Source organism: Flavobacterium proteolyticum (assembly GCF_015223105.1).
GTDB lineage: Bacteria > Bacteroidota > Bacteroidia > Flavobacteriales > Flavobacteriaceae > Flavobacterium > Flavobacterium proteolyticum.
Map to the genome: position 1 here is coordinate 38,316 of NZ_JADFTZ010000004.1, position 24,190 is coordinate 62,505.

Here is a 24,190-nt window from a genome sequence, read left to right on the forward strand (position 1 = left end):
AATTGAACTTGAATTTGTAGAATGGAAAATTTTAAAATGACTGCCAAAACCTTCTTTGGTTTTGAAGAAATATTAGCTAAAGAATTACAACTTTTAGGCGCTCAAAAAGTAGAAATTGGAACGCGAGTAGTTAGTTTTATGGGCGACAAAGGTTTTATGTACAAAGCCAATTTAGCACTTAGAACCGCTTTAAAAATCTTAAAACCAATTAAAACGTTTAAAGCTTTTAACGATAAAAGTTTGTACGAAGGCATCAAAAAAATTGATTGGTCGGATTACTTAAACGAACACCAAACTTTTTTGGTTGATACGACCTTGCATTCGGAGCATTTCAATCACAGTCAGTTTGTGGCTTTGAAGACGAAAGATGCGATTGTAGACCAATTTCGTGAGTTGAAAGGCAAACGTCCAAGCATCGATAAAGATTTTCCAGATTTACAAATTCATGTACATATCGATAGAGATACGGTTACGGTTTCTTTGGATACCTCGGGTGCTTCGTTGCATCATAGAGGCTATAGAAGTGCAACGAATATCGCCCCTATCAACGAAGTTTTAGCAGCTGGAATGTTGATTTTATCGGGTTGGGAAGGGAAAAGTCATTTCTTAGATCCAATGTGTGGTTCAGGAACTATTTTAGCCGAAGCAGCGATGATTGCTTGTAATATTCCAGCGAATATCAATCGAAAAGAGTTTGCTTTTGAAAAATGGAAAGATTGGGATGCCGAATTGTTTGACAACATTTTAGAATCGTTATTAAAGAAAACACGCGAATTCCATTATACGATTAAAGGCTACGACAAAGCGCCAAGTGCCGTTTCAAAAGCAAAAGACAATGTTAGAAATGCCAATTTAGACGAATACATTACCATTACCAACGAAAACTTCTTCGATTCTAAAAAAGAAACTGAAGGTCCGTTGCACATGGTTTTCAATCCGCCCTACGGAGAGCGTTTGGATATTGATATGGAACGTTTTTACAGAGAAATTGGTGATACTTTAAAACAAAATTATCCCAATACCAACGCTTGGTTTATTACCGCGAATTTAGAAGCATTAAAATTTGTAGGGTTAAAGCCAAGTAGAAAAATTAAACTTTTCAATGGTAAGCTTGAAGCACGTTTAGTGAAATACGAAATGTACGAAGGCAGTAAGAAAGGGAAATATTTAAGTGAAAAGTAAAAAGTAAAAAGTGAAAATTCAATTTAACAATTTATCAATTCAACAATTAAACAATGCATACAATGAGTAAAAAAGTAAAATCATTCTTATATAATTTCTTAGGATTCGTAGTGATTTATTTACCAACATTATATTTAGTGGACGAATTCACACATTTGAATGGACTTTGGATTCCAATGACTGCTTTTATGGTAGCATTAATTTTAGCTCCAAAATTTCAAGCGATTAAAACGCACAATGGAGAAAAAATTTACATGAAGTGGCTTTTTATTAAAGGAGTGAAAGAAATAGAATAAGAAAATCCCGAGTGTGAGCTCGGGATTTTATTTATTAAAATAATTCTATTGTTTTCGTTGAACTTAGTATCTTATTTTTTCTCCGTTGTGGTTTTATTTTTCTTGTAAATCGGTATGAAATAACTCAAAGTATAATTAAATCCTGCTCCAAATTTTCCATCATACGTTCGGTTATACCCTGGAATGAAGAGATTATCAAAGCCATCTGGTTTTTTGTTGGAAACCAAATAGTTTAATCGTACTGAGAATCCTAAATACACGTTGTTGAACAGCTCCGCTTTAATACCGCCAATTACTTCCAACCAGCTAGCATTTAATCCACCAAATTTCTCTCCTGAAATCACGGTATTTTCTCCGTAATAATTGCTAGGGTCATAAATTTTGTAACTATTTAATGTCTGACTAAAACTGCTTACTCCATAACGCATTCCTACGTAAATCATGTTTTCCATGTCGAGCCAGTTTTCAAAAGAGTTGTAATCAAAACCTACTTTAAAATAGGTGCCTTTTGTAGTAAAGTTTAAACGATCGTCGTCAATAGTTTTGTTTTCATTACCAAGTTCACCCGCAATATAAAAACGACGAGTTAAACGATAATCTCCCACTAATTCAAACCCACGATAGTCTTTTTCGTAAAACGAACGCGCAATTTTATGTAAATCGGCACCTAAACGTAACCCATAACGTTCTGGATATACCACTTTTGCAGTGTCTTTAGTTTGTGCATTTCCTAATAATGAAACACACATCAAGCTCAGACTAAAAATAAATCTTAACATGTACTTCATTTTCGTTTTCGATATTAGGTTGAGTTACTACAATGTTTTGAATCCAGTTGTTGCCATCCGCAGTTAACACAATCGGATTAGTATCATTTAAATAAAATAAGGTTTTAAAACCACAAGCACGTGAAATATATTCATCCACTCTTTCGTAGTTAAAAGTGATGGCATCTATATTATCATTTGAACTATCCGTATCGCTTCCGTTCTGAATAAAATTCAAAGTAGTAACATCAGCGTTTGTGCGAATGGGAACTTTAATTTTACTAATTCCATTGTACCCATAACCATTTACAAAAGTGGGTTCTGCTACCGCTAAATTGGATATGTTCTTCAAAACTGTTGGGTTTGCAGCATCATAAAACTCAATTACCACTCGAGGTGTTACAGGTGTTCCACTAGCACAAATATCATCTTTTTCGCAATTCCAAAACGAAACCGCTAAAAGCAAGGATAGGGTTATAAAAACTAATTTTTTCATATTTATCTTTTTTCTAAAAGAACCACGTTTTCCACATGATGCGTTTGCGGAAACATATCCACTGGACGCACACGAACCACTTTGTACTTTTCGTCCATCAAAGCTAAATCACGAGCTTGTGTTGCCGAATTACAACTTACATACACAATTTTTGGTACATCTGTTTTCAATAACATTTCTACCACGTCTTTATGCATGCCATCTCTTGGTGGATCGGTGATGATAACGTCAGGTTGTCCGTGTTGGTTGATGAACTCGTCGTTGAACACGTTTTTCATATCCCCAACATAAAACTCACAATTCGTAATGTTATTGCGTTCCGCATTTGCTTTTGCATCAATAATAGCTTCAGGTACGGCTTCAACACCAATTACTTTTTTCGCTTTTTTAGAAACGAATTGCGCAATGGTTCCAGTTCCGGTATATAAATCGTAAACAGTTTCATTTCCAGTTAAACCTGCAAATTCTCTAGTAATTTTGTACAATTCATACGCTTGGTCAGAATTGGTTTGATAGAACGATTTCGCATTAATACTAAAATGTAAACCTTCCATTTCTTCCAAAATATAATCACGACCTTTAAACAAAATAATATCTTGGTCATACAACGTATCATTCAATTTCTGATTGATAACATATTGTAACGACGTAATTTGAGGGAAACGTTCTGCTAAGAAATTCATCATCAATTCGATTCCGTTTTTATCGTTTTCAAAAAACTGAATCAATACCATGATTTCACCAGTTGAAGCGGTACGAATCATTAACGTTCGTAATAAACCTTCTACAGCTCTTGCATTGAAGAACGTAAGATTATTTTCGTTAGCAAATCGTTTGATTTCATTACGAATTTCGTTAGATGGATCTTCTTGCAAATGACATTTTTCAATATCTAAAATCTTGTCCCACATTCTTGGAATATGAAATCCTAAGGCATTTTTATTGTCAAACTCAGTTCCCGATTGAATTTCGGCATCGGTCATCCAACGCGCATTCGAGAAACCAAATTCCATTTTATTTCTGTAGAATAATTGCTTTTCTGAACCTAAAATGGGCTCGAATTCTGGCAATTCAATCTTACCAATTCGTTTTAAATTATTATAAACTTCCTGATTTTTATAGAATAATTGTTGGCTGTACTTCATGTTTTGCCATTTGCAACCACCACATGCTCCAAAGTGCTCACAAACCGGTTCGATTCTATGTTCTGAAAATTCGTGGATTTTTATAGCTTTACCTTCGTAGTAGGCTTTTCTTTTCTTCATGGTTTGCACGTCTACCACATCGCCTGGCACTACGTTTGGAAGAAATATTACTTTACCATCAGGAGCTTTAGCTACCGATACACCTTTTGCACCTGCATCAAGGATTTTTACGTTTTCGAATACGATTTTTTCTGTTCTCTTTTTTCCCATGAGGCAAAAATAAGAATTGTTCAGTGGATTTGATAGGTTTTTTTTGATTTCTACTATTTTTAAAATCAATTTAATAGAATGCAACGGTTTAAATTGTAAATTAGCAGAAATGTTTTTGAATTATGAGTAACAATACTACGTTTAAAAGTGCTATTTCAAATATCGAATTTCCTGAGCATGATAGAGTTTCTGGGAAAACAATTCGAACTTCCATTTTAAACCTAATTTTAGAAGATTTTCCTGATTTTGATGTGAATGATTCTATTGCTGTACAAGAATTGAATGTGTATCGTGAAAAATACATCTCTAAATTTTTACAAACCGAAATTAGTCAGTTATCAAAATTAGAAAAAGATGTAGTTCGATCTTTAGGCGATGATACTTCTTTTGTAGCCAAAGTGGAAGAGGAAGTTGATACTAGAAATTATGGTCAAATTGTAGCGGATAAAGTGGCGGCTTTTGGAGGAAGTTGGACCTTTATTATTGCTTTTTTTATTTTCATTTCCATTTGGATTGGTTCCAACGTGATTATTTTTACGAACAAAGAATTTGATCCGTATCCCTTCATTTTATTGAATTTGATTTTATCATGTGTGGCAGCATTGCAAGCGCCAGTCATTATGATGAGCCAAAACCGTCAGGAAGAAAAAGACCGTGAACGCGCCAAAAAAGATTACATGATAAATTTGAAATCAGAACTAGAAATTCGAATGTTAGATGATAAAATTGATCATTTGGTAATGCACCAACAACAGGAGTTAATCGAAATTCAAAAGGTGCAAATCGAAATGATGAACGATATTTTGAACCGAATTAAGTAGGAAATTCTATTTTTGCACCAAATTATTACCATGAAAACCCACTTAGCTTTACTTCGCGGAATTAATGTTTCCGGTCACAACATGATTAAAATGGAGGTTTTGAAAACGCTTTTAGAAAACGCAGGATTTCAAAATGTACGCACGTATATTCAATCAGGAAACGTTTTTGTGGATTCGGAAGAAGAACATGGTGCGAGTGTTGGGTTTAAAATCAAGCAAGAAATTTTCAAAGAATTAGGTTTGGAAGTTCCTGTGGTGGTTATTGCTAAAGAAGATTTGGAATCATGTTTAACAAATAATTTGTTTCTAAAAGAAAAAGATTGTGATACTAAGAAATTGTACGTGGCTTTTCTTTCAAAAGAATTGCAAGGAAGCGCCATCAACGATTTAAAAATAAGTCAATTCAAACCCGACGAAGCTGCAATTGATAAAAATAAAATCTACATCAAATACGCTGTAGGAGCCGGAAAAACAAGATTAGACCAGAAGTATATAGAGAAAAAGTTGAATCTAGTAGCTACTATTAGAAACTGGAATACTATTACTACTTTGTTGGAAATGTTTGGATAAAAATTTAAAGTTTTAATTGTTTAAAAGAGTTTAAGTTATTCATAGATTTTTAAAATTTCTACAATTTCTTAAATCTGTGTTCCAAAAGTCAGAAATTCTCAGATTATTAAATTTGAATTTGAAATTGCCCTTGATTTTTGTATTTTTGGCAACTATTCGGTTGATTTCTCACCACTAAGAAGGAATTGCGATGTAACAATCAATAACAAAATTTTATGTCAGTTTTAGAAAAAATGAGTTCGGCTGAAGCGATTGCATTAGAAGACAAACACGGTGCGCACAATTATCATCCACTACCAGTAGTTTTGAGTAGAGGAGAAGGAGTTTATGTTTGGGACGTAGAAGGAAAAAAATATTACGATTTTCTTTCGGCTTATTCTGCTGTAAATCAAGGACATTGTCATCCAAAAATTGTAGGAGCAATGGTAGAGCAAGCACAAACGTTAACCTTAACATCAAGAGCATTTTACAACGATAAATTAGGGGTTTACGAACAATTTGTCACGAACTATTTCGGATTCGATAAAGTATTACCAATGAACACAGGAGCAGAAGCAGTGGAAACCGCTTTAAAATTGTGTAGAAAATGGGCATACGAGAAAAAAGGAATAAATGAAAATGATGCACAAATTATCGTTTGTGACGGTAACTTCCACGGAAGAACTACAACAATCATTTCATTCTCAAACGACGAAAACGCACGTAAAAACTTCGGACCTTACACGGCAGGATTTATCAGTATTCCTTATGATGATATCGATGCTTTAGAAAAAGCAGTGAATTCTTCAAAAAATATTGCAGGATTCTTAGTAGAACCTATTCAAGGTGAAGCAGGAGTTTATACTCCTTCTGAAGATTTTATCAAAAAAGCAAAAGCAATTTGTGAAGCCAATAACGTTTTATTTATCGCAGACGAAGTACAAACAGGTATCGCTAGAACAGGTTCGTTATTAGCGGTTTGTGGAAATTGTTCTTGTGAAGCAAAATGTGAAAAACAAGCAACATACACCCAACCTGATATTTTGATTTTAGGAAAAGCGTTATCAGGTGGAGCTTATCCAGTTTCGGCAGTTTTGGCAAATGATAGCATTATGAATGTTATCAAACCAGGACAACACGGTTCTACTTTTGGAGGAAATCCAGTAGCAGCTGCGGTTGCTATGGCGGCTTTAGAAGTAGTTTCTGAAGAAAGTCTATCTCAAAACGCTAGAAAATTAGGAAAAATCTTCCGTGAAGAATTAGGTAAATTTATCGAAACTTCAAACATTGCTACTTTAGTAAGAGGTAAAGGATTACTAAACGCAGTTGTTATCAATGATACTGAAGAAAGCGACACGGCTTGGAATATTTGTGTTCGTTTAGCTGAAAACGGTTTATTAGCAAAACCAACACACGGAAACATCATTCGTTTTGCTCCGCCGTTAGTTATGACAGAAGCACAATTGAGAGATTGCGTTTCAATTATCATCACTACTTTAAAAGAGTTCGAAAAATAAATCATTGCTTAGTAAATATAAATCCCGATGAAAGTCGGGATTTTTTATTTTACATACTTATTTGTTACATTATGCGTTTTATATTAAAAATAACAGTTATGATTCGATTTTTACTTTGCTTTTTTCTGCTTTCTACAGTAGCATTTTCCCAAGCTAAATTTACAGTGTATTTTGATACGGATTCTTATCAATTAAATTCTTTAGAATTAAATCGATTAGATGTTTTTCTTAAAAATAAAGATTTGAAATTCATCAAAATAATTGGATTTTGCGATTACCGAGCAACTAATAGTTACAATGATACTTTAGCGCTCAACAGAGCTAATTACGTGTATCATATTATTGAAAAAGTAACCAATCAAAAGCAAATTGAAATTGAAAGCAAAGGAGAAAATTTCACACAAAACTCCGATTTAAAACTGAATCGAAAAGTAGAGATTTTCTATGAAGTATTAGAAACAGATAAGACGCTTCCAAAAGACGATAAGAAAAACTTATCACAACAAGTGTCAACAGCAAAAGTGGGTGATAAATTAATTCTAAAGAATTTACATTTCTACAATCGTTCTGGAATTTTTGTTCCTGAATCGCGTCCTGTTTTAGAAGAATTATTGAAAATCATGTTGGCTAATCCGAATTTGAAAATAGAAATTCAAGGGCATATTTGTTGTCAAATAGGTACTGATGTAGAAGATACTGCAAAAGTTAGAGCATTAGCAGTTTATAATTATCTGATAAATAATGGAGTTAATAAAAACCGATTGAGTTATAAAAGTTTTGGTAGTTCAAAGCCGATTCATATCATTCCAGAAAATAACGAAGACGAGCGAAACGAAAATAGGAGAGTAGAAATTCAAATTATTGCCAATTAAGTTTAAATTAATTTTATTTTAATGTGTTGTAAATTAATTTATTAAGTAAAATAAAAAGTTCTTTTCCTGAATAAGTTTTTTTAATACTTTTATTTTTTTATATTCGTTACATTAAAATACCCTAAATGAAATACGTATTACTGCTGTTTGGACTACTACTTTCAGCACAAGAAAAGGCGAGTTTTTATTTTGATTTTGATCAAGATACGTTTAACCCAAAGCAAAACGAATTGTTTATGTCTTGGTTGAACAAAGACCAAAACCGCGAAATTCTAGTAATAAATGGGTATTGCGATTGGTACGGAACTTTTGACTACAATGATACCTTAGCTTATAAACGAATTAATACGGTTCAAGAACAACTCAAAACAAAAGTAAATTCTTCTATTTTTTTTAGTGAAAATTTAAAGATTAAAGGTTTCGGTGAAAGAGTTCAAACTCGAAAAGAAAGACGTTATAACAGAAGAGTTGACGTTTTTTACAAGGTAATTCCAAACAAAATAATAGTTGAAAAACCTGTGGTTTACGACGATCCAGTTGTTTATACAGGACAAAAAATTTCGGACGACCCAAAACCCTTTAAACAAATTGATACCGAATTACAACCTGTTGATCCAGAAGAATTAGTGCATCTTGAAGCAATTCCAAATCGTTATGAAAATGCTAAAGTGGGAGATAAGCTGGTGATGAATAATTTGTATTTCTATGATCGTTCTGGGATTTTCGTTCCAGAATCGTTACCAGTAATGGAAGAATTATTACAATTTATGGTAACGCATCCAAAGGTAAAAATAGAAATTCAAGGACATATTTGTTGTCAATTAGGAGAAGATCCAGAAGATATTGCTTTAGTAAGAGCTATTGCAGTTCATAATTACTTAGTAGCAAATGATATCGATGATACCCGATTACAATATAAAAGTTTTGGAAGTACACAACCAATTCACAAAATTCCAGAAAAAAACGAAAAAGAAAGAAACGAAAATCGTAGAGTAGAAATACTTATCTTAGAGAATTAATTTTTGGCATAGTTCTTCGTTTTATTTTATAAACATGATTTCATGAAATATTTTTTTTCCTATATAGTATTTGTATTGTTTCAAATGACCTTTGCTCAAGAGCAAGCTGTGTTTTATTTTGACAACAATAAATTTGAATTAAACAAAGTAGAAGCAGCCAAACTTCAAAAATGGATTGCTGAAAATAAAACCTCAAAAATTTTGTCTATTACAGGTTCAACAGATGAAGTGGGAAGTACTGGATTTAATGATACTTTGTCTCAAAAACGAGTAAGTCATATCTTCAATCAAATCAAAGGAAAAGTTAACATCAGACCCGATTTTAAAAGTATTTCTCTTGGTGAAAAAGGTGCCACTTCCGCTAATAAAGCGGAAAACAGAAAAGCGATTATTCATTATTTATTAGAAAAAGATTTAGATAAAGAAGATGAGGTTTTAGGAATTAAAGAAGCTGAACCAGAAGTAATAATTCCAGATGATGCACCATTAGCTGAAAAAGTAAAATTGGCAAAAGTTGGAACGAAAATCACTTTAAAAAATATCAATTTCTATCAAAATACTTTCGCAACAATGCCCGAATCGCAAGGAACTTTGTACGATTTGTTGTTTGTAATGCAAAATAATCCTGAGCTAATAATCGAAATTCAAGGTCATATTTGTTGTATTGATAAAGATTATCGAAATTTGTCTACTGATAGAGCAAAACAAATTAAGCGTTTTCTCGTTTATAATGGTATTCAGGATTATCGAGTAAAAACAAAAGGATTTGGAGTTTCACAACCTATTTATCCAATTCCAGAAGCTACTCCAGAGCAAGCTGCTGCTAATCGTAGGGTAGAAATTGAAATTTTAAGTAAAAAATAATGAGAAACATACTTGGTTTATTTTTGATAGTAATCGCAACTTCATTAGTAAGTTGTAACGATGAGTGTAATGAAGGTGAAAAAGCTACGCCAGCTTCTTTCTTTGTTGAAATTGTCGATGAAACTTCAGGAGAAAATGTATTTGAAAATGAAACATATACATCGCAACAGATTACCATTCAAGATATAGATGAAGTTGCAATTCCGTATGAATTTATAGAAAGTTCAAATATTATTCAAATATTTCCATCAGTTGTAAATCCAACAGGTAATTCGTTCGTAATTAAACTAAATAACGAAACAACTTTGCAAATGGATGAAATTAATGTTACTTATGATGTTTTTTCAAGTGTTGGGGAATGTTTTACTACGTTTAAAATTGAGAATATTTTGTTCCCAAACAATACATCAGAATTGGTTGAAAGTGTTCATGTTATAAAAATTTAACAAATTCTAAATTCATACTTCTAAATTCTAAATTTTAGAACTATCTTTGCGCCACAACAACAACAACACACTACATACATGAGTTCTGATACGAGCAAACGCTACAATTTAAGAGGAGTTTCGGCTTCTAAAGAAGATGTGCACCAAGCTATCAAAAACATCGACAAAGGCTTATTTCCAAAAGCATTTTGTAAAATCATCCCAGATTATTTAACAAACGACGACCAATATTGCATCATTATGCATGCGGATGGAGCAGGTACAAAATCTTCCTTAGCTTACATGTATTGGAAAGAAACTGGCGATATTTCAGTTTGGAAAGGAATTGCTCAAGATGCTCTAATCATGAATATTGATGATTTATTATGTGTCGGAGCAACTGATAATATTCTACTTTCATCAACTATCGGAAGAAATAAAAATCTAATTCCAGGTGAAGTTATTTCAGCCATCATCAATGGAACAGAAGAATTAATTTCGGAATTAAAAAATCACGGAGTTACCATTCACTCAACCGGTGGTGAAACTGCTGATGTGGGCGATTTAGTTCGTACCATTATTGTAGATTCAACAGTTACAGTTCGAATGAAACGTGCTGAAGTAGTTGATAATGCTAACATTCAAGCTGGAGATGTAATTGTAGGATTGGCTTCTTTTGGACAAGCAACTTACGAAAAAGAATATAACGGCGGAATGGGAAGCAACGGCTTAACTTCGGCACGTCATGATGTTTTTGCGAAATATTTAGCGGAGAAATATCCAGAAAGTTTTGATGCTTCAGTTCCAAATGAATTAGTGTATTCAGGTCAAACTAAATTGACAGATACTGTTGAAAATAGTCCAATAGACGCTGGAAAATTAGTGCTTTCTCCAACGAGAACGTATGCGCCAGTTATCAAAAAAATTCTATCAAAATACAATTCCAATCAAATTCACGGAATGGTTCATTGTTCTGGTGGTGCACAAACAAAGGTGCTTCACTTCGTTGATAACGTTCACGTGATTAAAGATAATTTATTTCCAGTACCACCATTATTTAAACTGATTCAAGAAAATTCTAAAACGGATTGGAAAGAAATGTACCAAGTTTTCAATTGTGGTCACCGTATGGAAATTTACGTTCCTGCCGAAGTAGCACAAGACATTATCGAAATTTCAAAATCCTTCAACATCGATGCACAAATCGTTGGAAGAGTAGAGAAGTCAGATAGTAAGAAATTAACAATTACATCGGAATACGGAACGTTTGAATATTAATCTGTAGAGACAAGTCATGACTTGTCTTTCTGTTTTTAATGAAATTAAAATTTACAACACAACAACAATAAAATGCAACACAACGTATTAATTTTAGATTTCGGTTCGCAATACACCCAATTAATTGCCCGAAGAGTAAGAGAATTAAACATTTTCTGCGAGATTTTTCCATTCGATAAAATTCCAGCAGATTTATCATCATACAAAGCCGTAATCTTAGGCGGAAGTCCATGCTCAGTTCGTTCTGAAGAAGCGCTTCACCCAGATTTATCTCAAATTAGAGGTAAAATGCCGTTATTGGCAGTTTGTTACGGAGCACAATATTTAGCTCATTTTTCAGGTGGAGAAGTTGCGGCTTCAAACACAAGAGAATATGGTAGAGCGAATCTTTCCTACATCAAAGAAAACGAAGTGTTTTTAGAAGGTGTTTCGGAAAATAGTCAAGTTTGGATGAGTCATTCGGATTCTATCAAGAAATTACCGACAAATGGGGTAATGATAGCGAGTACAAAAGACGTAGAAAACGCTGCCTATAAAATTGAAGGCGAAACAACTTATGCAATCCAATTTCACCCAGAAGTATATCATTCAACAGATGGAAAACAAATGTTGGAGAACTTCTTAGTGAAAATTGCAAAAGTGCCTCAAAATTTCACGCCAAATGCTTTCGTTGAAGAAGTGGTTGCTGAAATGAAAGCTAAAATCGGAAACGATAAAGTAGTTTTAGGACTTTCGGGTGGTGTAGATTCAACTGTAGCAGCAGTTTTATTGAACAAAGCAATTGGAGAAAACTTATACTGTATTTTCGTAAACAACGGATTATTACGTAAAAACGAATTCCAAAATGTACTAAATCAGTACAAAGGAATGGGCTTAAATGTAAAAGGAGTAGATGCTTCGGCACGCTTTTTGGATGCATTAGCTGGGTTAGATGATCCAGAAGCAAAACGTAAAGCTATTGGAAAAGCGTTCATTGAAGTTTTTGATGATGAAGCACACCAATTAACCGATGTAAAATGGTTAGGTCAAGGTACAATTTATCCTGATGTTATTGAATCAGTTTCAGCAACAGGCGGACCTTCAGCAACAATTAAATCGCATCACAACGTAGGTGGATTACCTGATTTTATGAAATTGCAAGTGGTAGAACCTTTACGAATGTTATTCAAAGATGAGGTACGTAGAGTAGGAAGAAGTTTAGGAATCGACGAAGAATTATTAGGTCGTCATCCTTTCCCAGGACCAGGATTAGCGATTCGTATTTTAGGTGATATCACAGCGGAAAAAGTAGCTATTTTGCAAGAAGTAGATGCCGTTTTCATCAACGGATTAAAAGAACACGGATTATACGATAAAGTATGGCAAGCAGGAGCCATATTGTTACCGGTAAATAGTGTTGGAGTAATGGGTGATGAGCGCACTTACGAAAAAGTGGTTGCCTTACGCGCAGTAGAATCTACAGATGGAATGACAGCAGATTGGGTACATTTACCGTATGAGTTTTTAATGAAGATTTCTAATGAAATTATAAATAACGTTAGAGGGGTGAACCGAGTGGTGTATGACATCAGTTCGAAACCACCTGCAACGATAGAATGGGAATAAAATAAATTTTTCAAATTCAACATATAAATTTCAATAGCAATTATTTTTATTCTATTTTTACGATATAAATTGCTATTGAAATTTTTGTTTAGTATTGTTTTTAAATTAAGATTATGATAAAAAGAGTTGTTTTTCTTTTCAGTTTGATTTTTCTTTTCGCTTTGCCAGTTCAATCTCAGATTAAACATGTAGTAGCTAAAGGAGAAACCGTTTTTCAAATCGCAAAAAAATACGAGGTAACCCCTTTTGATATTTATCGATTAAATCCAGATGCGAAAAACGGCGTTCAGGAAAACACTACTTTATTAATTCCAAAAGCAACTTCAGGCAAAGGTGTTATTCACGTTGTTGGAGAAAAAGAAACACTATTCGGAATCGCCAAAAAATATAATGTTTCAGTTGCTGATTTAGAAGCTTGGAATAAAGCCACACTTCAAAACGGCTTGAAGAAAGGACAAGAAATTTTTGTTTCAAAACCTTCTGCTGCCGATTTAAAATCAGTTTCAACTCCAGTTGTTTCAAAACCTAAAGTGGTTTCAAATGCAACAACTCATTTAGTTGAAGCTAAAGAAACAAAATATGGAATTGCAACCAAATATGGCTTAACGGTTACCGAATTAGAACAGTTAAATCCACAAATCGTAAGTGGGTTAAATATTGGACAAACCTTAATTTTAAAACCAGGAGTTCAAATTAAAAAGCCTTCGAATGTAACCTTAGTTGATTATGAAGTGCAACCAAAAGAAACGCTTTACAGTCTTTCTAAAAAATTTGATATTGCACAAGGCGATTTAATCACGCTAAATCCTGATTTACAAGACGGATTGAAAATAGGAATGATTTTAAAAGTTCCTTCAAACGGAACTGTTGTTACGAAAGTAAAAGATTCAGTCTTAGTAGCTAAAAACAAAGTAAATTTACTAGCTTCTGTAGATAAATCAAAACAAAAAAACTTAGTATTGTTATTGCCGTTTAACATCAATAAAATTGAAACAGATTCGGTTAAAACCAAGACAGAACAATTAAAAACGAATAAATTCTTAAATCTTACTCTAGATTTTTACGCAGGAGCACTTATGGCTGTCGATTCGGCTAAAGTTTTGGGATTGCCTATAAATGTTAAGGTTTATGATGTAGAAAGTACTAAATATTCTTCTAACGTAGCGTCTATTATTTCTAAAAACGATTTTGAGAATGTTGATGTGGTTGTAGGTCCTTTCCAAAATTCGGTAGTTGAAACTACAGCTCAATTACTAACAAAATATAATACACCGGTAATTTCTCCACTTTCAAAAGAACGTGGATTGCCATTATCAAATTTATACTACACTGTTCCTTCAGAAGATCTTTTACGTGCTTCGATGTTTGATTATTTTAAATCGAAAAACGGAAATGTGGTAGCGATTATTAGTGCTAAAAAAACAACTTCGAAAGATTTTATAACTGCAAATCATCCCGAAGTAAAGCATGCCGCTTTTAATGATAAAGGCGCTTTAGATGTAGCACTTTTGAAAACACAATTGGTAAAAGGACAAAAGAATTTTGTATTAATGGAAATTGAAAAAGCAAGTACAATTTTAAGTATTACCAATATTTTAAAAGGATTGCAAAAAGAATATGATATTCAATTAGCAGTTTTTGAATTGTATGATGCGTTGAATTTTGAGGAAATTCCAATGAAAAACTTAGCTGATTTGAAATTGTTATTTCCATCTGCAACTAAAGTAGCTTCAACACCAGAAGAAAAGCAGTTTGAAAAGCAATTCAAGAAAATCAATAATATTTATCCAAACGCTGCAGCTAAAAAAGGTTTCGATGTAACGTTTGATGCTTTATTGAGAATTTGCCAACCAGAAGGATTTGTAAAATCAGCAGCGACAACCAAAACAGAATACATTGAAAACGCATTTGATTACAATTCTAGTAACGGATTAATTTCAAATAACGCAACGTATTTATTGTATTACGACAGCGATTTAACGATTAAACAAGCACAATAATGGCAACTTCAAAAGTGACTTACTTAGGTGATTTACGCACTTCTTCTATACATTTACAATCAGGTTCGGAAATTATTTCGGATGCACCGCTTGACAACAACGGAAAAGGAGAAGCATTCTCACCAACCGACACAGTTGCAAATGGATTAGCTAGTTGTATGTTCACCGTTATGGGAATAAAAGCACGCGATTTAGACGTAGATTTCTCAGGTTCCACTGCAGAAGTAACCAAAATCATGGGAACAGAACCAAGAAGAATTACAGAAATTCACGTAACTTTCCATTTCTCTATCAATCCCGACGAAAAAACAAAAACCATCTTAGAAAGAACAGCAATGACTTGTCCAGTTTTTTATAGTTTACATCCTGATATTAAGAAAGAGATTGTTTTTAATTGGAAGTAATTAAATAGAATTTTATCCACAATCTTGTCATTCCGAAGGAATCTCTTTTAATTCAACCTTATTTCAATGAAGTTTTTGATTATTTCGTTTTTTTTCTTGCTTTTCTCATGTAAAAATGAAATTAGTAATGAAAATGATATTGATTCAAAAAAAATTGATGAAAATTTAAAAACTCAATTTAAAGAAATTAAAAGTGATACTCTTATAGTGAATAACTTAAAATTTGTTATAAAGCAGTTCAAAGAGGAAAATTTTGATTTTTCTTTGATTATTTTAAATGGTAAGTTTGATACTATATATAAGCACAATGATTTTATTAATGAATATAAAATTTCTGACTTTAACAATGATGGATTTCAAGATATTGTATTAGATTATATTACCAATGTGCCAGGTATTGTTGATGTTTTACTTTTTGATTTGCCTAATGGAAAATTTCAAATAATTGAAGAATTGGGAAATTATGCTAGTCCAATAAAAATTAAGAATTCAGAATGTTATTATTCATATGAAAGAGCTGGATGCGCTGATTATAATTGGGAAAGCGATTTGTTTTATTTATCAGATTATAAATGTGTTAAAGTTGGAAATATATCTGGGAAAGGTTGTGGTTATGAAAAAAGAAATGGAATTTTTATAAGTAAAATAGTAAATAATGAAGAAGTCGAAATTAATTGGATAAAACGTGATACAGGTTATTACGAAGATAAATGGGAATTTATAGAAAATTATTGGACTAAAAACCATTTGAAATTCACTAAATAATGACTTCCAACCAAGAACTTCTCGTAAAACTCGCTCATACCAAAATGCCTTTTGGTAAATACGAAGGCTATTACTTAATCGACCTTCCTGAGTATTATGTGGTTTGGTATGCCAATAAAGGTTTTCCAAAAGGACAATTAGGCGAACAATTAAAATTGGTCCACGAACTCAAGCTAAACGGCTTAGAAGAACTCGTTCGAAACATCCGCCGAAACTTTCCAAAACAAAAATAAATTGTTTACAATTTAATTACAAAATTGATACATCGACTAATTGGCACATTGACTAATTAGTGTTATCTTTGCACGATTTTATTACAGATAAAAGATATTTATCGCAACAACAACACAACAACAATACAATGAACCAAACTAAGTACATTTTTGTTACCGGAGGTGTGACTTCTTCTTTAGGAAAAGGGATTATCGCAGCTTCGTTAGCCAAATTATTGCAAGCCAGAGGATACCGAACGACAATTCAAAAGTTTGATCCGTACATCAACGTGGATCCAGGAACATTAAATCCTTACGAACACGGAGAATGCTATGTAACAGATGATGGAGCAGAAACGGATTTGGATTTAGGTCACTATGAGCGTTTTTTAAATGTTCCTACTTCTCAAGCGAACAACGTAACTACAGGAAGAGTATATCTTTCAGTTATTGAAAAAGAACGTAGAGGAGAATTTTTAGGAAAAACGGTTCAGGTAGTACCTCATATCACAAACGAAATCAAGGAACGCATGCAGTTGCTTGGAAAATCGGGTGATTTTGATATTGTAATTACTGAGATTGGTGGAACTGTTGGAGATATTGAATCATTACCTTACATCGAATCAGTACGTCAATTGATTTGGGAATTAGGTGAAAATAACGGAATCGTAATTCATTTAACGTTGGTGCCTTATTTGGCTGCAGCTGGAGAATTAAAAACGAAACCAACACAACATTCGGTGAAAACGTTGATGGAAAGCGGAATCAAAGCTGATATTTTAGTTTGTAGAACTGAACATGAAATTTCGCAAGATTTACGTCAAAAATTAGCGTTATTCTGTAATGTAAAAAAAGAAGCGGTAATTCAATCGATTGATGCATCAACTATTTATGAAGTTCCAAATTTAATGTTGGAAGAAGGATTGGATAGAGTAGCGTTGAAAAAATTAGATTTACCAGAAAAAAACACACCAGATTTAAACAACTGGAACGAGTTCTTATTTAGATTGAAAAATCCTAAGCACGAAGTAAACATTGGTTTGGTTGGAAAATATGTAGAATTGCAAGATTCTTACAAATCGATTTTAGAAGCGTTTATTCATGCTGGAGCTGCAAACGAGACAAAAGTGAATGTCATTTCAATTCATTCTGAGTATTTAGATGCCAATTCGGCAGAAAGTCAGTTGAAAGATTTAGATGGTATACTTGTTGCACCAGGTTTTGGAGGTCGTGGAATTGAAGGTAAAATCGACACGGTTCGTTATGCAAGAGAAAATAATATTCCGTTTTTCGGAATTTGTTTAGGAATGCAAATGGCTGTTATTGAATATTCTCGTAACATTTTAGGTTATGCAGATGCCAATTCAACTGAAATGAATGAAAACACCGCTCATCCAGTAATTAACTTAATGGAAGAGCAAAAAAATATTGAAAATAAAGGAGGAACTATGCGTTTGGGCGCATGGAAATGTAGCATAAAAGAAAACACATTGGCACAAAAAATCTATGGTAAAACTGAGATTATGGAGCGCCACCGTCACCGTTACGAATTCAATGGTGCGTATTTAAACGAATTAGAAAAAGCAGGATTAGTAGCTTCAGGAGTAAATCCAGATACGAAGTTGGTAGAAATTGTTGAAATTCCTACACATCCTTTCTTTATCGGCGTTCAATACCATCCTGAATATAAAAGTACAGTCGCTAATCCGCACCCACTTTTTGTGAGTTTTGTAGCGGCAGCTGTACAACATAAAACTAAATAAACTGTTCAATTAAGAACACTGAACACTAATAATTAGATGGAAGAAAAAAAATTAGACCTTAATTCGATTATCGGATTTGTATTGATTTCTGGAATTTTGATTTGGATGTTATATTCAAATGCTCCAACACCAGAAGAATTAAAAGAAAAAGAGAAAAAAGAGCAAGTTGAAAAACAAACCAAAGAAGTTAAAACTGTAACTTCAACTGTTGCCGCAACGCCAGTATCAGATTCTACTAAAAATGCTGCAGCGCAAGCACAATTAGGTTCGTTTGGATATTCTGCAACACTTCCATCAGCTACTGACAATGTAACTGAAATTAAAAACGAAGTTTTATCGCTTAAAATTTCGAACAAAGGGGGTTATATTACTGAAGCTACTGTTTTAGGATTTGATCAATTTGAGAAGAATTCAAAAAAAGCGGTTCAAATTATTAAAGATAACAATGCTTCTTTAGACATCGCTTTAAATACTACTGATAACAGAACATTGCATACTAAAGACATGTATTTTGAGCCTAAGTTAACTACTGAAGGTAAAAATCAAGTTTTAACGATGCAGTTAAAAGCGGGCCCAGATCAGTTTTTAGAATATCGTTATGTGTTAAAGCCTAACGAATACATGTTAGACTTTGCTGTTCGTTCTCAAGGTTTAGAAAAAGTAGTGAATACTTCAAAACCATTGGATTTAGAATGGCAATTAAAATCATACAGAAACGAGAAAAGTGTTTCTTATGAAAACAGATATACAGAGTTAGTTTTTGAGTACGAAGACGGAAAAGACGATTATTTAAACGCTGCTAAAGATTCAGAAGATGAAGCAAATGACGTTTCTTACATAGCTTTCAAACAACATTTATTTACTTCTATTTTATTAACAGATACGAAGTTTAAAACAGCTAAGTTTAAGTCAGATAATTTAGTTGATAATGAAGAAGTTGATACTGTTTTTACTAAAAACTTTACAGCTCAAGTTCCATTAGAATTTAAAAATGGCGCTTTAAACTATAATATGAATTGGTATTATGGTCCTGCTAAATATGAGATTTTGGATGGTTACGAAAGAAATCTAGACGAAGTTTTACCATTAGGTTGGGGAATTTTCGGATGGATTAACCGTTATATTTTTATTCCAGTTTTCGGATTGATTTCTAGCATTGGAATTGGTTACGGAATGGCGATTATTTTATTTACAATTTTAGTTCGTATCGTGATGTCGCCAGTAACCTATAAATCGTATTTGTCACAAGCAAAAATGAAGGTGTTACGTCCTGAAATCATGGAATTGAATGAAAAATTCAAAGATAATCCGATGAAGAAACAACAAGAAACAATGAAGTTGTATTCAAAAGCAGGTGTGAATCCTATGGCAGGATGTTTACCAGCGTTGATGCAATTACCAGTTTTTTATGCGTTGTTTCAGTTCTTCCCATCGATGTTCGATTTGAGACAAAAATCATTCTTATGGGCAGATGATTTATCTTCATTTGATGCGGTAATTCAGTTACCATTCCATATTCCATTTTATGGTAGTCACGTGAGTTTATTCCCAATTTTGGCTTCTATCGCTATTTTCTTCTACATGAAGATGACTACAGGTGATCAAGCGATGAGTACACCTCCACAAGAAGGTATGCCAGATATGGGTAAAATCATGAAAATTATGATTTACATTTCGCCTGTAATGATGTTGTTCTTCTTTAATAATTACGCATCAGGATTGAGTTTGTATTATTTCATTTCTAACTTAATTACTATCGGTATTATGTTAGTGATTAAAAACTACATCGTGAAAGAAGATAAAATTCACGCTCAAATTCAGGAGAATAAAACAAAAGAGAAAAAGGAAAGTAAATTCCAAAGAAAAATGCGCGAAATGATGGAGCAAGCAGAAGCTCAAAAAGCAGCGCAACAAAGGAAAAAATAATTTTATCTTAATACAAACCCTGTCTTCAATCGACAGGGTTTCTTTTTATATTTTAATAATGAAAATAGCTATTATAGGATTTGGTAATATGGGACAAACCTATGCCAACAGTTTTATGAGTTCGGGATTTGTAGGAGCTTCAGATATTTTAGTTTTGAACAAAACGAAAATTGAAGAAAAGAATAGTTTTGGAATTGATTCAACAAATTTTTACATAGATCCAAATCCCCAAATCTTTGAATCTGATATTTTGATTTTAGCTGTGAAACCTCAAGATTTTAAACAATTAGCGTCTGAAATAAATGCGTTTTTAAATCCAGAACATGTTGTGTTGTCAGTTATGGCCGGGATTTCAATTGAAGCTATGCAAAAGGAATTGGGTGTTTCTAAAATTGTTCGCTCAATGCCAAACATACCAACACAAATAGGTGAGGGAATAACTGTTTTTTGTGCCTCAAATACTGTGGATAGAAAAGAACTTTTCATAGTTCAGAATTTAATTAACACCACTGGAAAATCCATTTATATTGAAAAAGAAGATATGCTAAATGCTGCCACAGCAGTTTCAGGGAGTGGACCTGCTTATGTCTTTTATTTCATGCAAGCAATGATAGAATCGGCTGTTAAATTAGGTTTTTCGACATCTGAGGCTGAATTTTTAGTAAGTCAAACTTTGTCTGGTTCGGTACATTTACAAAATAGAAGCAAATTGTCAAACGAAGCTTGGATTCAGCGAGTAGCCTCAAAAGGAGGAACAACAGAAGCTGCTTTGTCTGTTTTTAATCGGAAGGAACTTAAAGAAATCATAATAGATGGGATAGATGCTGCGAACACAAGAGCTATAGAATTAGGAGCATAAAAAAACGCTTTCCAATGGAAAGCGCTTTTTATTCACAGCAATTTTATTTATAGAAACGAATTAATCTAAGTTTGGAAGTAATACTTGATTTACAGCATGTATTACACCATTTGAAGCTTGCACATCGGTAGCAACAATATTTGTAGCTCTACTTTGCTCATCTGTAATTACAGTTCCAGAAATTGTAAAAGTTCCTGTTTCAAAAGTGGTTATTGGACCAGATGGAATCGCATTAGATAAAACGTTGGCACCAGGAACAACATGATAGGTTAATACAGCTGTTTTTTGTGTAGAATTCAATCCACCATATAAATTTAATGTTGCAGTATCAAATGCACTATTTAATGGAGCAAAAACGGTAAAAGGAGAACTAGCAGTTCCGTTAAGAGTTCCAACTAACTCTTGTTCTGTTAGTAATGTAGCTAAGGTACTGAAATTTGGATTTGCTGTTGCATGTGTAACAATTGTAGGTAAGCCAATAACTGCATCAACAACATGGATTACACCATTATCGGCAATAATGTCAGCTGATGTTACACTAGATACTCCATTTAATCTAACTCCTGAAGCTGTATTAATAAACATACTTAATGTGTTTGTTGATGACGCGCTACCAGTTGCTAGAGTTTTAACGTAACCTGTTGTTAATCCTGAAGATAAATTTGTTCCACTAACCACATGATTTAATAAAACTTGTGTTAGTGTTGGTAGCGGAACATCATCTAAAGATTCAAAGCCATTGTCATCTAGAAAATTCATAAACGCTTCATTTGTTGGAGCAAAAACGGTGTAAGATCCTTCTTGATCAAGTGTTTCAGCTAAATCAGCACGACTTAATGCTTCAACAAGAATTGAAAAATTAGGATTTTCAGATGCGATATCAGTTATTGAATTGTTCTGTGTTGAGCTATCATCATCAGAACATGAAAACATTAATGTAGAACTTACTACTAATAACGTTAATTTGATTAATTTTGCATAGTTTTTCATAGTGATTTATTTTTTGTTTAACCAAAATTAAAAAAGACTAAACAAATAAAAAACTATTTTGCTGCGTTATATAGCAGATTTAACTCACATTTATTTTTTGTTTAATCAGTATTTGGTCTAATATTTGATTTTTCAATTGTTACATTGTGATTAATAATTAATAAATTAAACAATAGTCAAAAAAATGAAGCAATTATTTCTTGCGTTTTTACTTTTAGGAGCTTTTATTGCAAATGCTCAAGATAAAATTAACCAATTAGACGATAAAGGGAACCGTCATGGTTTATGGAGAGGAACTCATAAAGAATCGAATCGTGTTCGATATGAAGGTACTTTTGATCATGGAAAAGAAACCGGTATATTTAAGTATTTTGATGATACAAAAGCAGGAACTGTTATTGCTACTAGAGATTTTTCTAAAGGAGATGGTTCATGTTATGCCGTTTTTTATGATCAAAAAGGCAATAAAGTAAGTGAAGGGAAATTGGTAAACAAACTTCCAGAAGGTGAATGGAAATACTATCATTTCGAATCGAAACAATTAATGTCACAAGAATATTATAAAGATGGTAAACTTGATGGTGTTCGAAAAGTATTTTATAAAGATGGAACTATTGCTGAAGAAACCAATTACAAATTAGGTATTAAAGTTGGAGCATCAAAAACATATTCTGAAAAAGGACAATTAATAGATTCACATATCTATAAAAATGGTCAATATGATGGAGTTGCTTCTTACTATGATGGATTGGGCAATAAAATGTATGAAGGAAACTATGTTAACGGAAAACGTGTAGGAACTTGGAAGTTTTTCGAAAAAAACAAGGTAATTAAACAAGTTAAAGCCGCAAAATTTGGTCAAGAATTGATTAAATATGAGCAAAGAAATGCTAAAGAAGCATCAAAAACATTAGAACAGTTAAAAGAAGAAAAAGGAGGACAAGAATAAATGAAAAGAGTAGTAGTAGGACTTTCGGGTGGAGTAGACTCGAGTGTTGCCGCTTATTTATTAAAAGAGCAAGGATACGAAGTTATTGGGCTATTCATGAAGAATTGGCATGATGATTCCGTTACGATTTCAAATGAATGTCCGTGGTTAGAAGATAGTAATGATGCTTTATTAGTTGCTGAAAAACTTGGAATTCCTTTTCAAACGGTTGATTTATCAGAACAATACAAAGAGAAAATCGTTGATTACATGTTTAACGAATACGAGAAAGGAAGAACTCCAAATCCAGACGTATTGTGTAACCGTGAAATCAAATTCGATGTTTTCATGAAAATCGCTATGTCTTTAGGAGCTGATTATGTAGCAACTGGGCATTATTGTAGAAAAGGAACCATCGAAAAAGAGGGAAAAGAAGTCTATCAATTGTTAGCAGGTAAAGATGGAAATAAAGATCAATCGTATTTTTTATGTCAATTATCACAAGACCAACTTTCGAAAGCGTTATTTCCAATTGGTGAATTAACCAAACCTGAAGTTCGTGAAATTGCATCGAAATTAGATTTAATTACAGCCGAGAAGAAAGATTCGCAGGGACTTTGTTTTATCGGAAAAGTGCGCTTACCTGAATTTTTACAACAAAAATTACAACCAAAAGAAGGTGTAATTATCGAAATTCCAGCAGAAGCCGAAATATATCATCAAGAACAACCCCAATTCAATTCGGAAGAAGAAGCTTTTGCTTTTGAAGCAAGAAGAATTGATTATTTAAAAGTGCCTGGAAAAGTAATGGGCAAACATCAAGGCGCTCATTATTTTACAAAAGGGCAACGCAAAGGTTTAAATGTTGGAGGAACAAAAGAACCGCTTTTCATTATAGAAACTGATGTAGAAAAGAATATCGTATATACTGGACAAGGCAATCAACATCCCGGATTATTTAAAAAAGCATTGTTTATTGCAAATGATGAAATTCACTGGATAAGAGAAGATTTAGCTTTGAAAGAGGGTGAAAAAATGGAAGTAATGGCAAGAATTCGTTACCGCCAACCTTTGCAAAAAGCAACTTTACATCAATTCAAAGAGGGGATATATGTAGTGTTTGAAAATCCACAATCAGCTATAACAGAAGGACAATTCGTGGCTTGGCATCATGACGATGAAGTTTTAGGAAGCGGAGTTATTGCATAAAACAATTGTAGTTTCTTCAATAAAAATG

Annotated in this window: 24 protein-coding genes; 20 read left to right on the forward strand and 4 right to left on the reverse strand. The window is 33.0% G+C overall.

Going from position 1 to position 24,190, the window contains the following annotated elements:
* Window positions 1–21 precede the first annotated feature (21 nt).
* Window positions 22–1,182 carry a THUMP domain-containing class I SAM-dependent RNA methyltransferase gene (locus IM755_RS09230; RefSeq protein WP_194096084.1) on the forward strand — a complete coding sequence of 387 codons (1,161 nt, stop codon included), beginning with the start codon at window positions 22–24 and terminating at the stop codon, window positions 1,180–1,182.
* A gap of 62 nt (window positions 1,183–1,244) precedes the next feature.
* Window positions 1,245–1,478 (forward strand): hypothetical protein, encoded by a 234-nt coding sequence (locus IM755_RS09235; protein WP_194096086.1) that lies wholly within the window; start codon window positions 1,245–1,247, stop codon window positions 1,476–1,478.
* Between the two features lie 71 nt (window positions 1,479–1,549).
* On the opposite strand, the gene IM755_RS09240 is transcribed toward IM755_RS09235, so the two are convergent.
* Genes IM755_RS09240 through rlmD form a run of 3 tightly spaced genes read right to left on the reverse strand, consistent with a single transcriptional unit; the run spans window position 1,550 to window position 4,156 of the window.
* Complete coding sequence (locus IM755_RS09240) at window positions 1,550–2,257, reverse strand: DUF6048 family protein (RefSeq protein WP_194096088.1); 708 nt, start codon at window positions 2,255–2,257, stop codon at window positions 1,550–1,552.
* Window positions 2,238–2,741 (reverse strand): DUF6452 family protein, encoded by a 504-nt coding sequence (locus IM755_RS09245; protein ID WP_194096091.1) that lies wholly within the window; start codon window positions 2,739–2,741, stop codon window positions 2,238–2,240. The genes IM755_RS09240 and IM755_RS09245 overlap by 20 nt, the downstream gene beginning before the upstream one ends.
* A 2-nt stretch (window positions 2,742–2,743) precedes the next feature.
* A complete protein-coding gene (rlmD, locus tag IM755_RS09250; protein WP_194096093.1) occupies window positions 2,744–4,156 on the reverse strand; it encodes a 23S rRNA (uracil(1939)-C(5))-methyltransferase RlmD in 1,413 nt (470 codons plus the stop codon).
* 122 nt (window positions 4,157–4,278) lie between these two features.
* Here rlmD and IM755_RS09255 point away from each other — a divergent pair, with 122 nt between their 5' ends.
* From IM755_RS09255 to proC, 16 genes are all read left to right on the forward strand, one after another.
* Window positions 4,279–4,977 (forward strand): DUF1003 domain-containing protein, encoded by a 699-nt coding sequence (locus tag IM755_RS09255; protein ID WP_194096096.1) that lies wholly within the window; start codon window positions 4,279–4,281, stop codon window positions 4,975–4,977.
* Between the two features lie 30 nt (window positions 4,978–5,007).
* Window positions 5,008–5,547 (forward strand): DUF1697 domain-containing protein, encoded by a 540-nt coding sequence (locus IM755_RS09260; protein ID WP_194096097.1) that lies wholly within the window; start codon window positions 5,008–5,010, stop codon window positions 5,545–5,547.
* A 215-nt stretch (window positions 5,548–5,762) separates the two neighbouring features.
* Window positions 5,763–7,043: an ornithine--oxo-acid transaminase gene (gene rocD, locus IM755_RS09265; RefSeq protein ID WP_194096099.1), complete on the forward strand. Its 1,281-nt coding sequence runs from the start codon at window positions 5,763–5,765 to the stop codon at window positions 7,041–7,043.
* A gap of 98 nt (window positions 7,044–7,141) precedes the next feature.
* A complete protein-coding gene (locus IM755_RS09270) occupies window positions 7,142–7,915 on the forward strand; it encodes an OmpA family protein (protein ID WP_194096101.1) in 774 nt (257 codons plus the stop codon).
* A gap of 125 nt (window positions 7,916–8,040) precedes the next feature.
* Complete coding sequence (locus IM755_RS09275) at window positions 8,041–8,934, forward strand: OmpA family protein (protein WP_194096103.1); 894 nt, start codon at window positions 8,041–8,043, stop codon at window positions 8,932–8,934.
* A 42-nt stretch (window positions 8,935–8,976) separates the two neighbouring features.
* A complete protein-coding gene (locus IM755_RS09280; RefSeq protein WP_228063926.1) occupies window positions 8,977–9,798 on the forward strand; it encodes an OmpA family protein in 822 nt (273 codons plus the stop codon).
* Window positions 9,798–10,244 carry a hypothetical protein gene (locus tag IM755_RS09285; protein WP_194096105.1) on the forward strand — a complete coding sequence of 149 codons (447 nt, stop codon included), beginning with the start codon at window positions 9,798–9,800 and terminating at the stop codon, window positions 10,242–10,244. Before IM755_RS09280 ends, IM755_RS09285 begins: the two co-directional genes overlap by 1 nt.
* Before the next feature lie 78 nt (window positions 10,245–10,322).
* On the forward strand, window positions 10,323–11,501 hold the full coding sequence (locus tag IM755_RS09290; protein ID WP_194096107.1) for an AIR synthase related protein: 1,179 nt from the start codon (window positions 10,323–10,325) through the stop codon (window positions 11,499–11,501).
* A 72-nt stretch (window positions 11,502–11,573) separates the two neighbouring features.
* Window positions 11,574–13,106 carry a glutamine-hydrolyzing GMP synthase gene (gene guaA / locus IM755_RS09295; RefSeq protein ID WP_194096109.1) on the forward strand — a complete coding sequence of 511 codons (1,533 nt, stop codon included), beginning with the start codon at window positions 11,574–11,576 and terminating at the stop codon, window positions 13,104–13,106.
* Window positions 13,107–13,219: 113 nt separating this feature from the next.
* Complete coding sequence (locus tag IM755_RS09300; RefSeq protein WP_194096111.1) at window positions 13,220–15,106, forward strand: LysM peptidoglycan-binding domain-containing protein; 1,887 nt, start codon at window positions 13,220–13,222, stop codon at window positions 15,104–15,106.
* Window positions 15,106–15,510 carry an OsmC family protein gene (locus tag IM755_RS09305; protein WP_111565601.1) on the forward strand — a complete coding sequence of 135 codons (405 nt, stop codon included), beginning with the start codon at window positions 15,106–15,108 and terminating at the stop codon, window positions 15,508–15,510. Before IM755_RS09300 ends, IM755_RS09305 begins: the two co-directional genes overlap by 1 nt.
* A 66-nt stretch (window positions 15,511–15,576) precedes the next feature.
* Complete coding sequence (locus tag IM755_RS09310; RefSeq protein ID WP_194096113.1) at window positions 15,577–16,275, forward strand: hypothetical protein; 699 nt, start codon at window positions 15,577–15,579, stop codon at window positions 16,273–16,275.
* Complete coding sequence (locus IM755_RS09315; protein ID WP_194096115.1) at window positions 16,275–16,508, forward strand: DUF3820 family protein; 234 nt, start codon at window positions 16,275–16,277, stop codon at window positions 16,506–16,508. Before IM755_RS09310 ends, IM755_RS09315 begins: the two co-directional genes overlap by 1 nt.
* A gap of 128 nt (window positions 16,509–16,636) precedes the next feature.
* Window positions 16,637–18,250 (forward strand): CTP synthase, encoded by a 1,614-nt coding sequence (locus tag IM755_RS09320; protein ID WP_194096117.1) that lies wholly within the window; start codon window positions 16,637–16,639, stop codon window positions 18,248–18,250.
* A 36-nt stretch (window positions 18,251–18,286) separates the two neighbouring features.
* Complete coding sequence (yidC, locus tag IM755_RS09325) at window positions 18,287–20,176, forward strand: membrane protein insertase YidC (RefSeq protein WP_194096120.1); 1,890 nt, start codon at window positions 18,287–18,289, stop codon at window positions 20,174–20,176.
* Window positions 20,177–20,234: 58 nt separating this feature from the next.
* Window positions 20,235–21,035: a pyrroline-5-carboxylate reductase gene (proC, locus tag IM755_RS09330; protein WP_194096122.1), complete on the forward strand. Its 801-nt coding sequence runs from the start codon at window positions 20,235–20,237 to the stop codon at window positions 21,033–21,035.
* A gap of 60 nt (window positions 21,036–21,095) precedes the next feature.
* Here proC and IM755_RS09335 read toward each other — a convergent pair whose 3' ends face one another.
* On the reverse strand, window positions 21,096–22,025 hold the full coding sequence (locus tag IM755_RS09335) for a fasciclin domain-containing protein (protein WP_194096124.1): 930 nt from the start codon (window positions 22,023–22,025) through the stop codon (window positions 21,096–21,098).
* A 184-nt stretch (window positions 22,026–22,209) separates the two neighbouring features.
* Here IM755_RS09335 and IM755_RS09340 point away from each other — a divergent pair, with 184 nt between their 5' ends.
* Together IM755_RS09340 and mnmA are read left to right on the forward strand one after the other, a co-directional pair.
* Window positions 22,210–22,974: a toxin-antitoxin system YwqK family antitoxin gene (locus IM755_RS09340; RefSeq protein ID WP_194096126.1), complete on the forward strand. Its 765-nt coding sequence runs from the start codon at window positions 22,210–22,212 to the stop codon at window positions 22,972–22,974.
* Window positions 22,975–24,162 (forward strand): tRNA 2-thiouridine(34) synthase MnmA, encoded by a 1,188-nt coding sequence (gene mnmA, locus IM755_RS09345; RefSeq protein WP_194096128.1) that lies wholly within the window; start codon window positions 22,975–22,977, stop codon window positions 24,160–24,162. It abuts the gene before it with no gap.
* The last annotated feature ends 28 nt before the right edge of the window (window positions 24,163–24,190 follow it).

What these genes read in the sequence shown, in the direction of transcription:
- IM755_RS09230 (WP_194096084.1), top strand. Translation starts at nt 22, where the DNA reads ATGGAAAATTTTAAAATGACTGCCAAAACCTTCTTTGGTTTTGAAGAA.
- IM755_RS09260 (WP_194096097.1), top strand. Translation starts at nt 5,008, where the DNA reads ATGAAAACCCACTTAGCTTTACTTCGCGGAATTAATGTTTCCGGTCAC.
- guaA (WP_194096109.1), top strand. Translation starts at nt 11,574, where the DNA reads ATGCAACACAACGTATTAATTTTAGATTTCGGTTCGCAATACACCCAA.
- IM755_RS09315 (WP_194096115.1), top strand. Translation starts at nt 16,275, where the DNA reads ATGACTTCCAACCAAGAACTTCTCGTAAAACTCGCTCATACCAAAATG.
- rocD (WP_194096099.1), top strand. Translation starts at nt 5,763, where the DNA reads ATGTCAGTTTTAGAAAAAATGAGTTCGGCTGAAGCGATTGCATTAGAA.
- IM755_RS09340 (WP_194096126.1), top strand. Translation starts at nt 22,210, where the DNA reads ATGAAGCAATTATTTCTTGCGTTTTTACTTTTAGGAGCTTTTATTGCA.
- IM755_RS09245 (WP_194096091.1), bottom strand. Translation starts at nt 2,741, where the DNA reads ATGAAAAAATTAGTTTTTATAACCCTATCCTTGCTTTTAGCGGTTTCG.
- IM755_RS09335 (WP_194096124.1), bottom strand. Translation starts at nt 22,025, where the DNA reads ATGAAAAACTATGCAAAATTAATCAAATTAACGTTATTAGTAGTAAGT.
- IM755_RS09240 (WP_194096088.1), bottom strand. Translation starts at nt 2,257, where the DNA reads ATGTTAAGATTTATTTTTAGTCTGAGCTTGATGTGTGTTTCATTATTA.
- mnmA (WP_194096128.1), top strand. Translation starts at nt 22,975, where the DNA reads ATGAAAAGAGTAGTAGTAGGACTTTCGGGTGGAGTAGACTCGAGTGTT.
- IM755_RS09305 (WP_111565601.1), top strand. Translation starts at nt 15,106, where the DNA reads ATGGCAACTTCAAAAGTGACTTACTTAGGTGATTTACGCACTTCTTCT.
- proC (WP_194096122.1), top strand. Translation starts at nt 20,235, where the DNA reads ATGAAAATAGCTATTATAGGATTTGGTAATATGGGACAAACCTATGCC.
- IM755_RS09280 (WP_228063926.1), top strand. Translation starts at nt 8,977, where the DNA reads ATGAAATATTTTTTTTCCTATATAGTATTTGTATTGTTTCAAATGACC.
- IM755_RS09235 (WP_194096086.1), top strand. Translation starts at nt 1,245, where the DNA reads ATGAGTAAAAAAGTAAAATCATTCTTATATAATTTCTTAGGATTCGTA.
- yidC (WP_194096120.1), top strand. Translation starts at nt 18,287, where the DNA reads ATGGAAGAAAAAAAATTAGACCTTAATTCGATTATCGGATTTGTATTG.
- rlmD (WP_194096093.1), bottom strand. Translation starts at nt 4,156, where the DNA reads ATGGGAAAAAAGAGAACAGAAAAAATCGTATTCGAAAACGTAAAAATC.
- IM755_RS09275 (WP_194096103.1), top strand. Translation starts at nt 8,041, where the DNA reads ATGAAATACGTATTACTGCTGTTTGGACTACTACTTTCAGCACAAGAA.
- IM755_RS09290 (WP_194096107.1), top strand. Translation starts at nt 10,323, where the DNA reads ATGAGTTCTGATACGAGCAAACGCTACAATTTAAGAGGAGTTTCGGCT.
- IM755_RS09310 (WP_194096113.1), top strand. Translation starts at nt 15,577, where the DNA reads ATGAAGTTTTTGATTATTTCGTTTTTTTTCTTGCTTTTCTCATGTAAA.
- IM755_RS09270 (WP_194096101.1), top strand. Translation starts at nt 7,142, where the DNA reads ATGATTCGATTTTTACTTTGCTTTTTTCTGCTTTCTACAGTAGCATTT.
- IM755_RS09255 (WP_194096096.1), top strand. Translation starts at nt 4,279, where the DNA reads ATGAGTAACAATACTACGTTTAAAAGTGCTATTTCAAATATCGAATTT.
- IM755_RS09300 (WP_194096111.1), top strand. Translation starts at nt 13,220, where the DNA reads ATGATAAAAAGAGTTGTTTTTCTTTTCAGTTTGATTTTTCTTTTCGCT.
- IM755_RS09320 (WP_194096117.1), top strand. Translation starts at nt 16,637, where the DNA reads ATGAACCAAACTAAGTACATTTTTGTTACCGGAGGTGTGACTTCTTCT.
- IM755_RS09285 (WP_194096105.1), top strand. Translation starts at nt 9,798, where the DNA reads ATGAGAAACATACTTGGTTTATTTTTGATAGTAATCGCAACTTCATTA.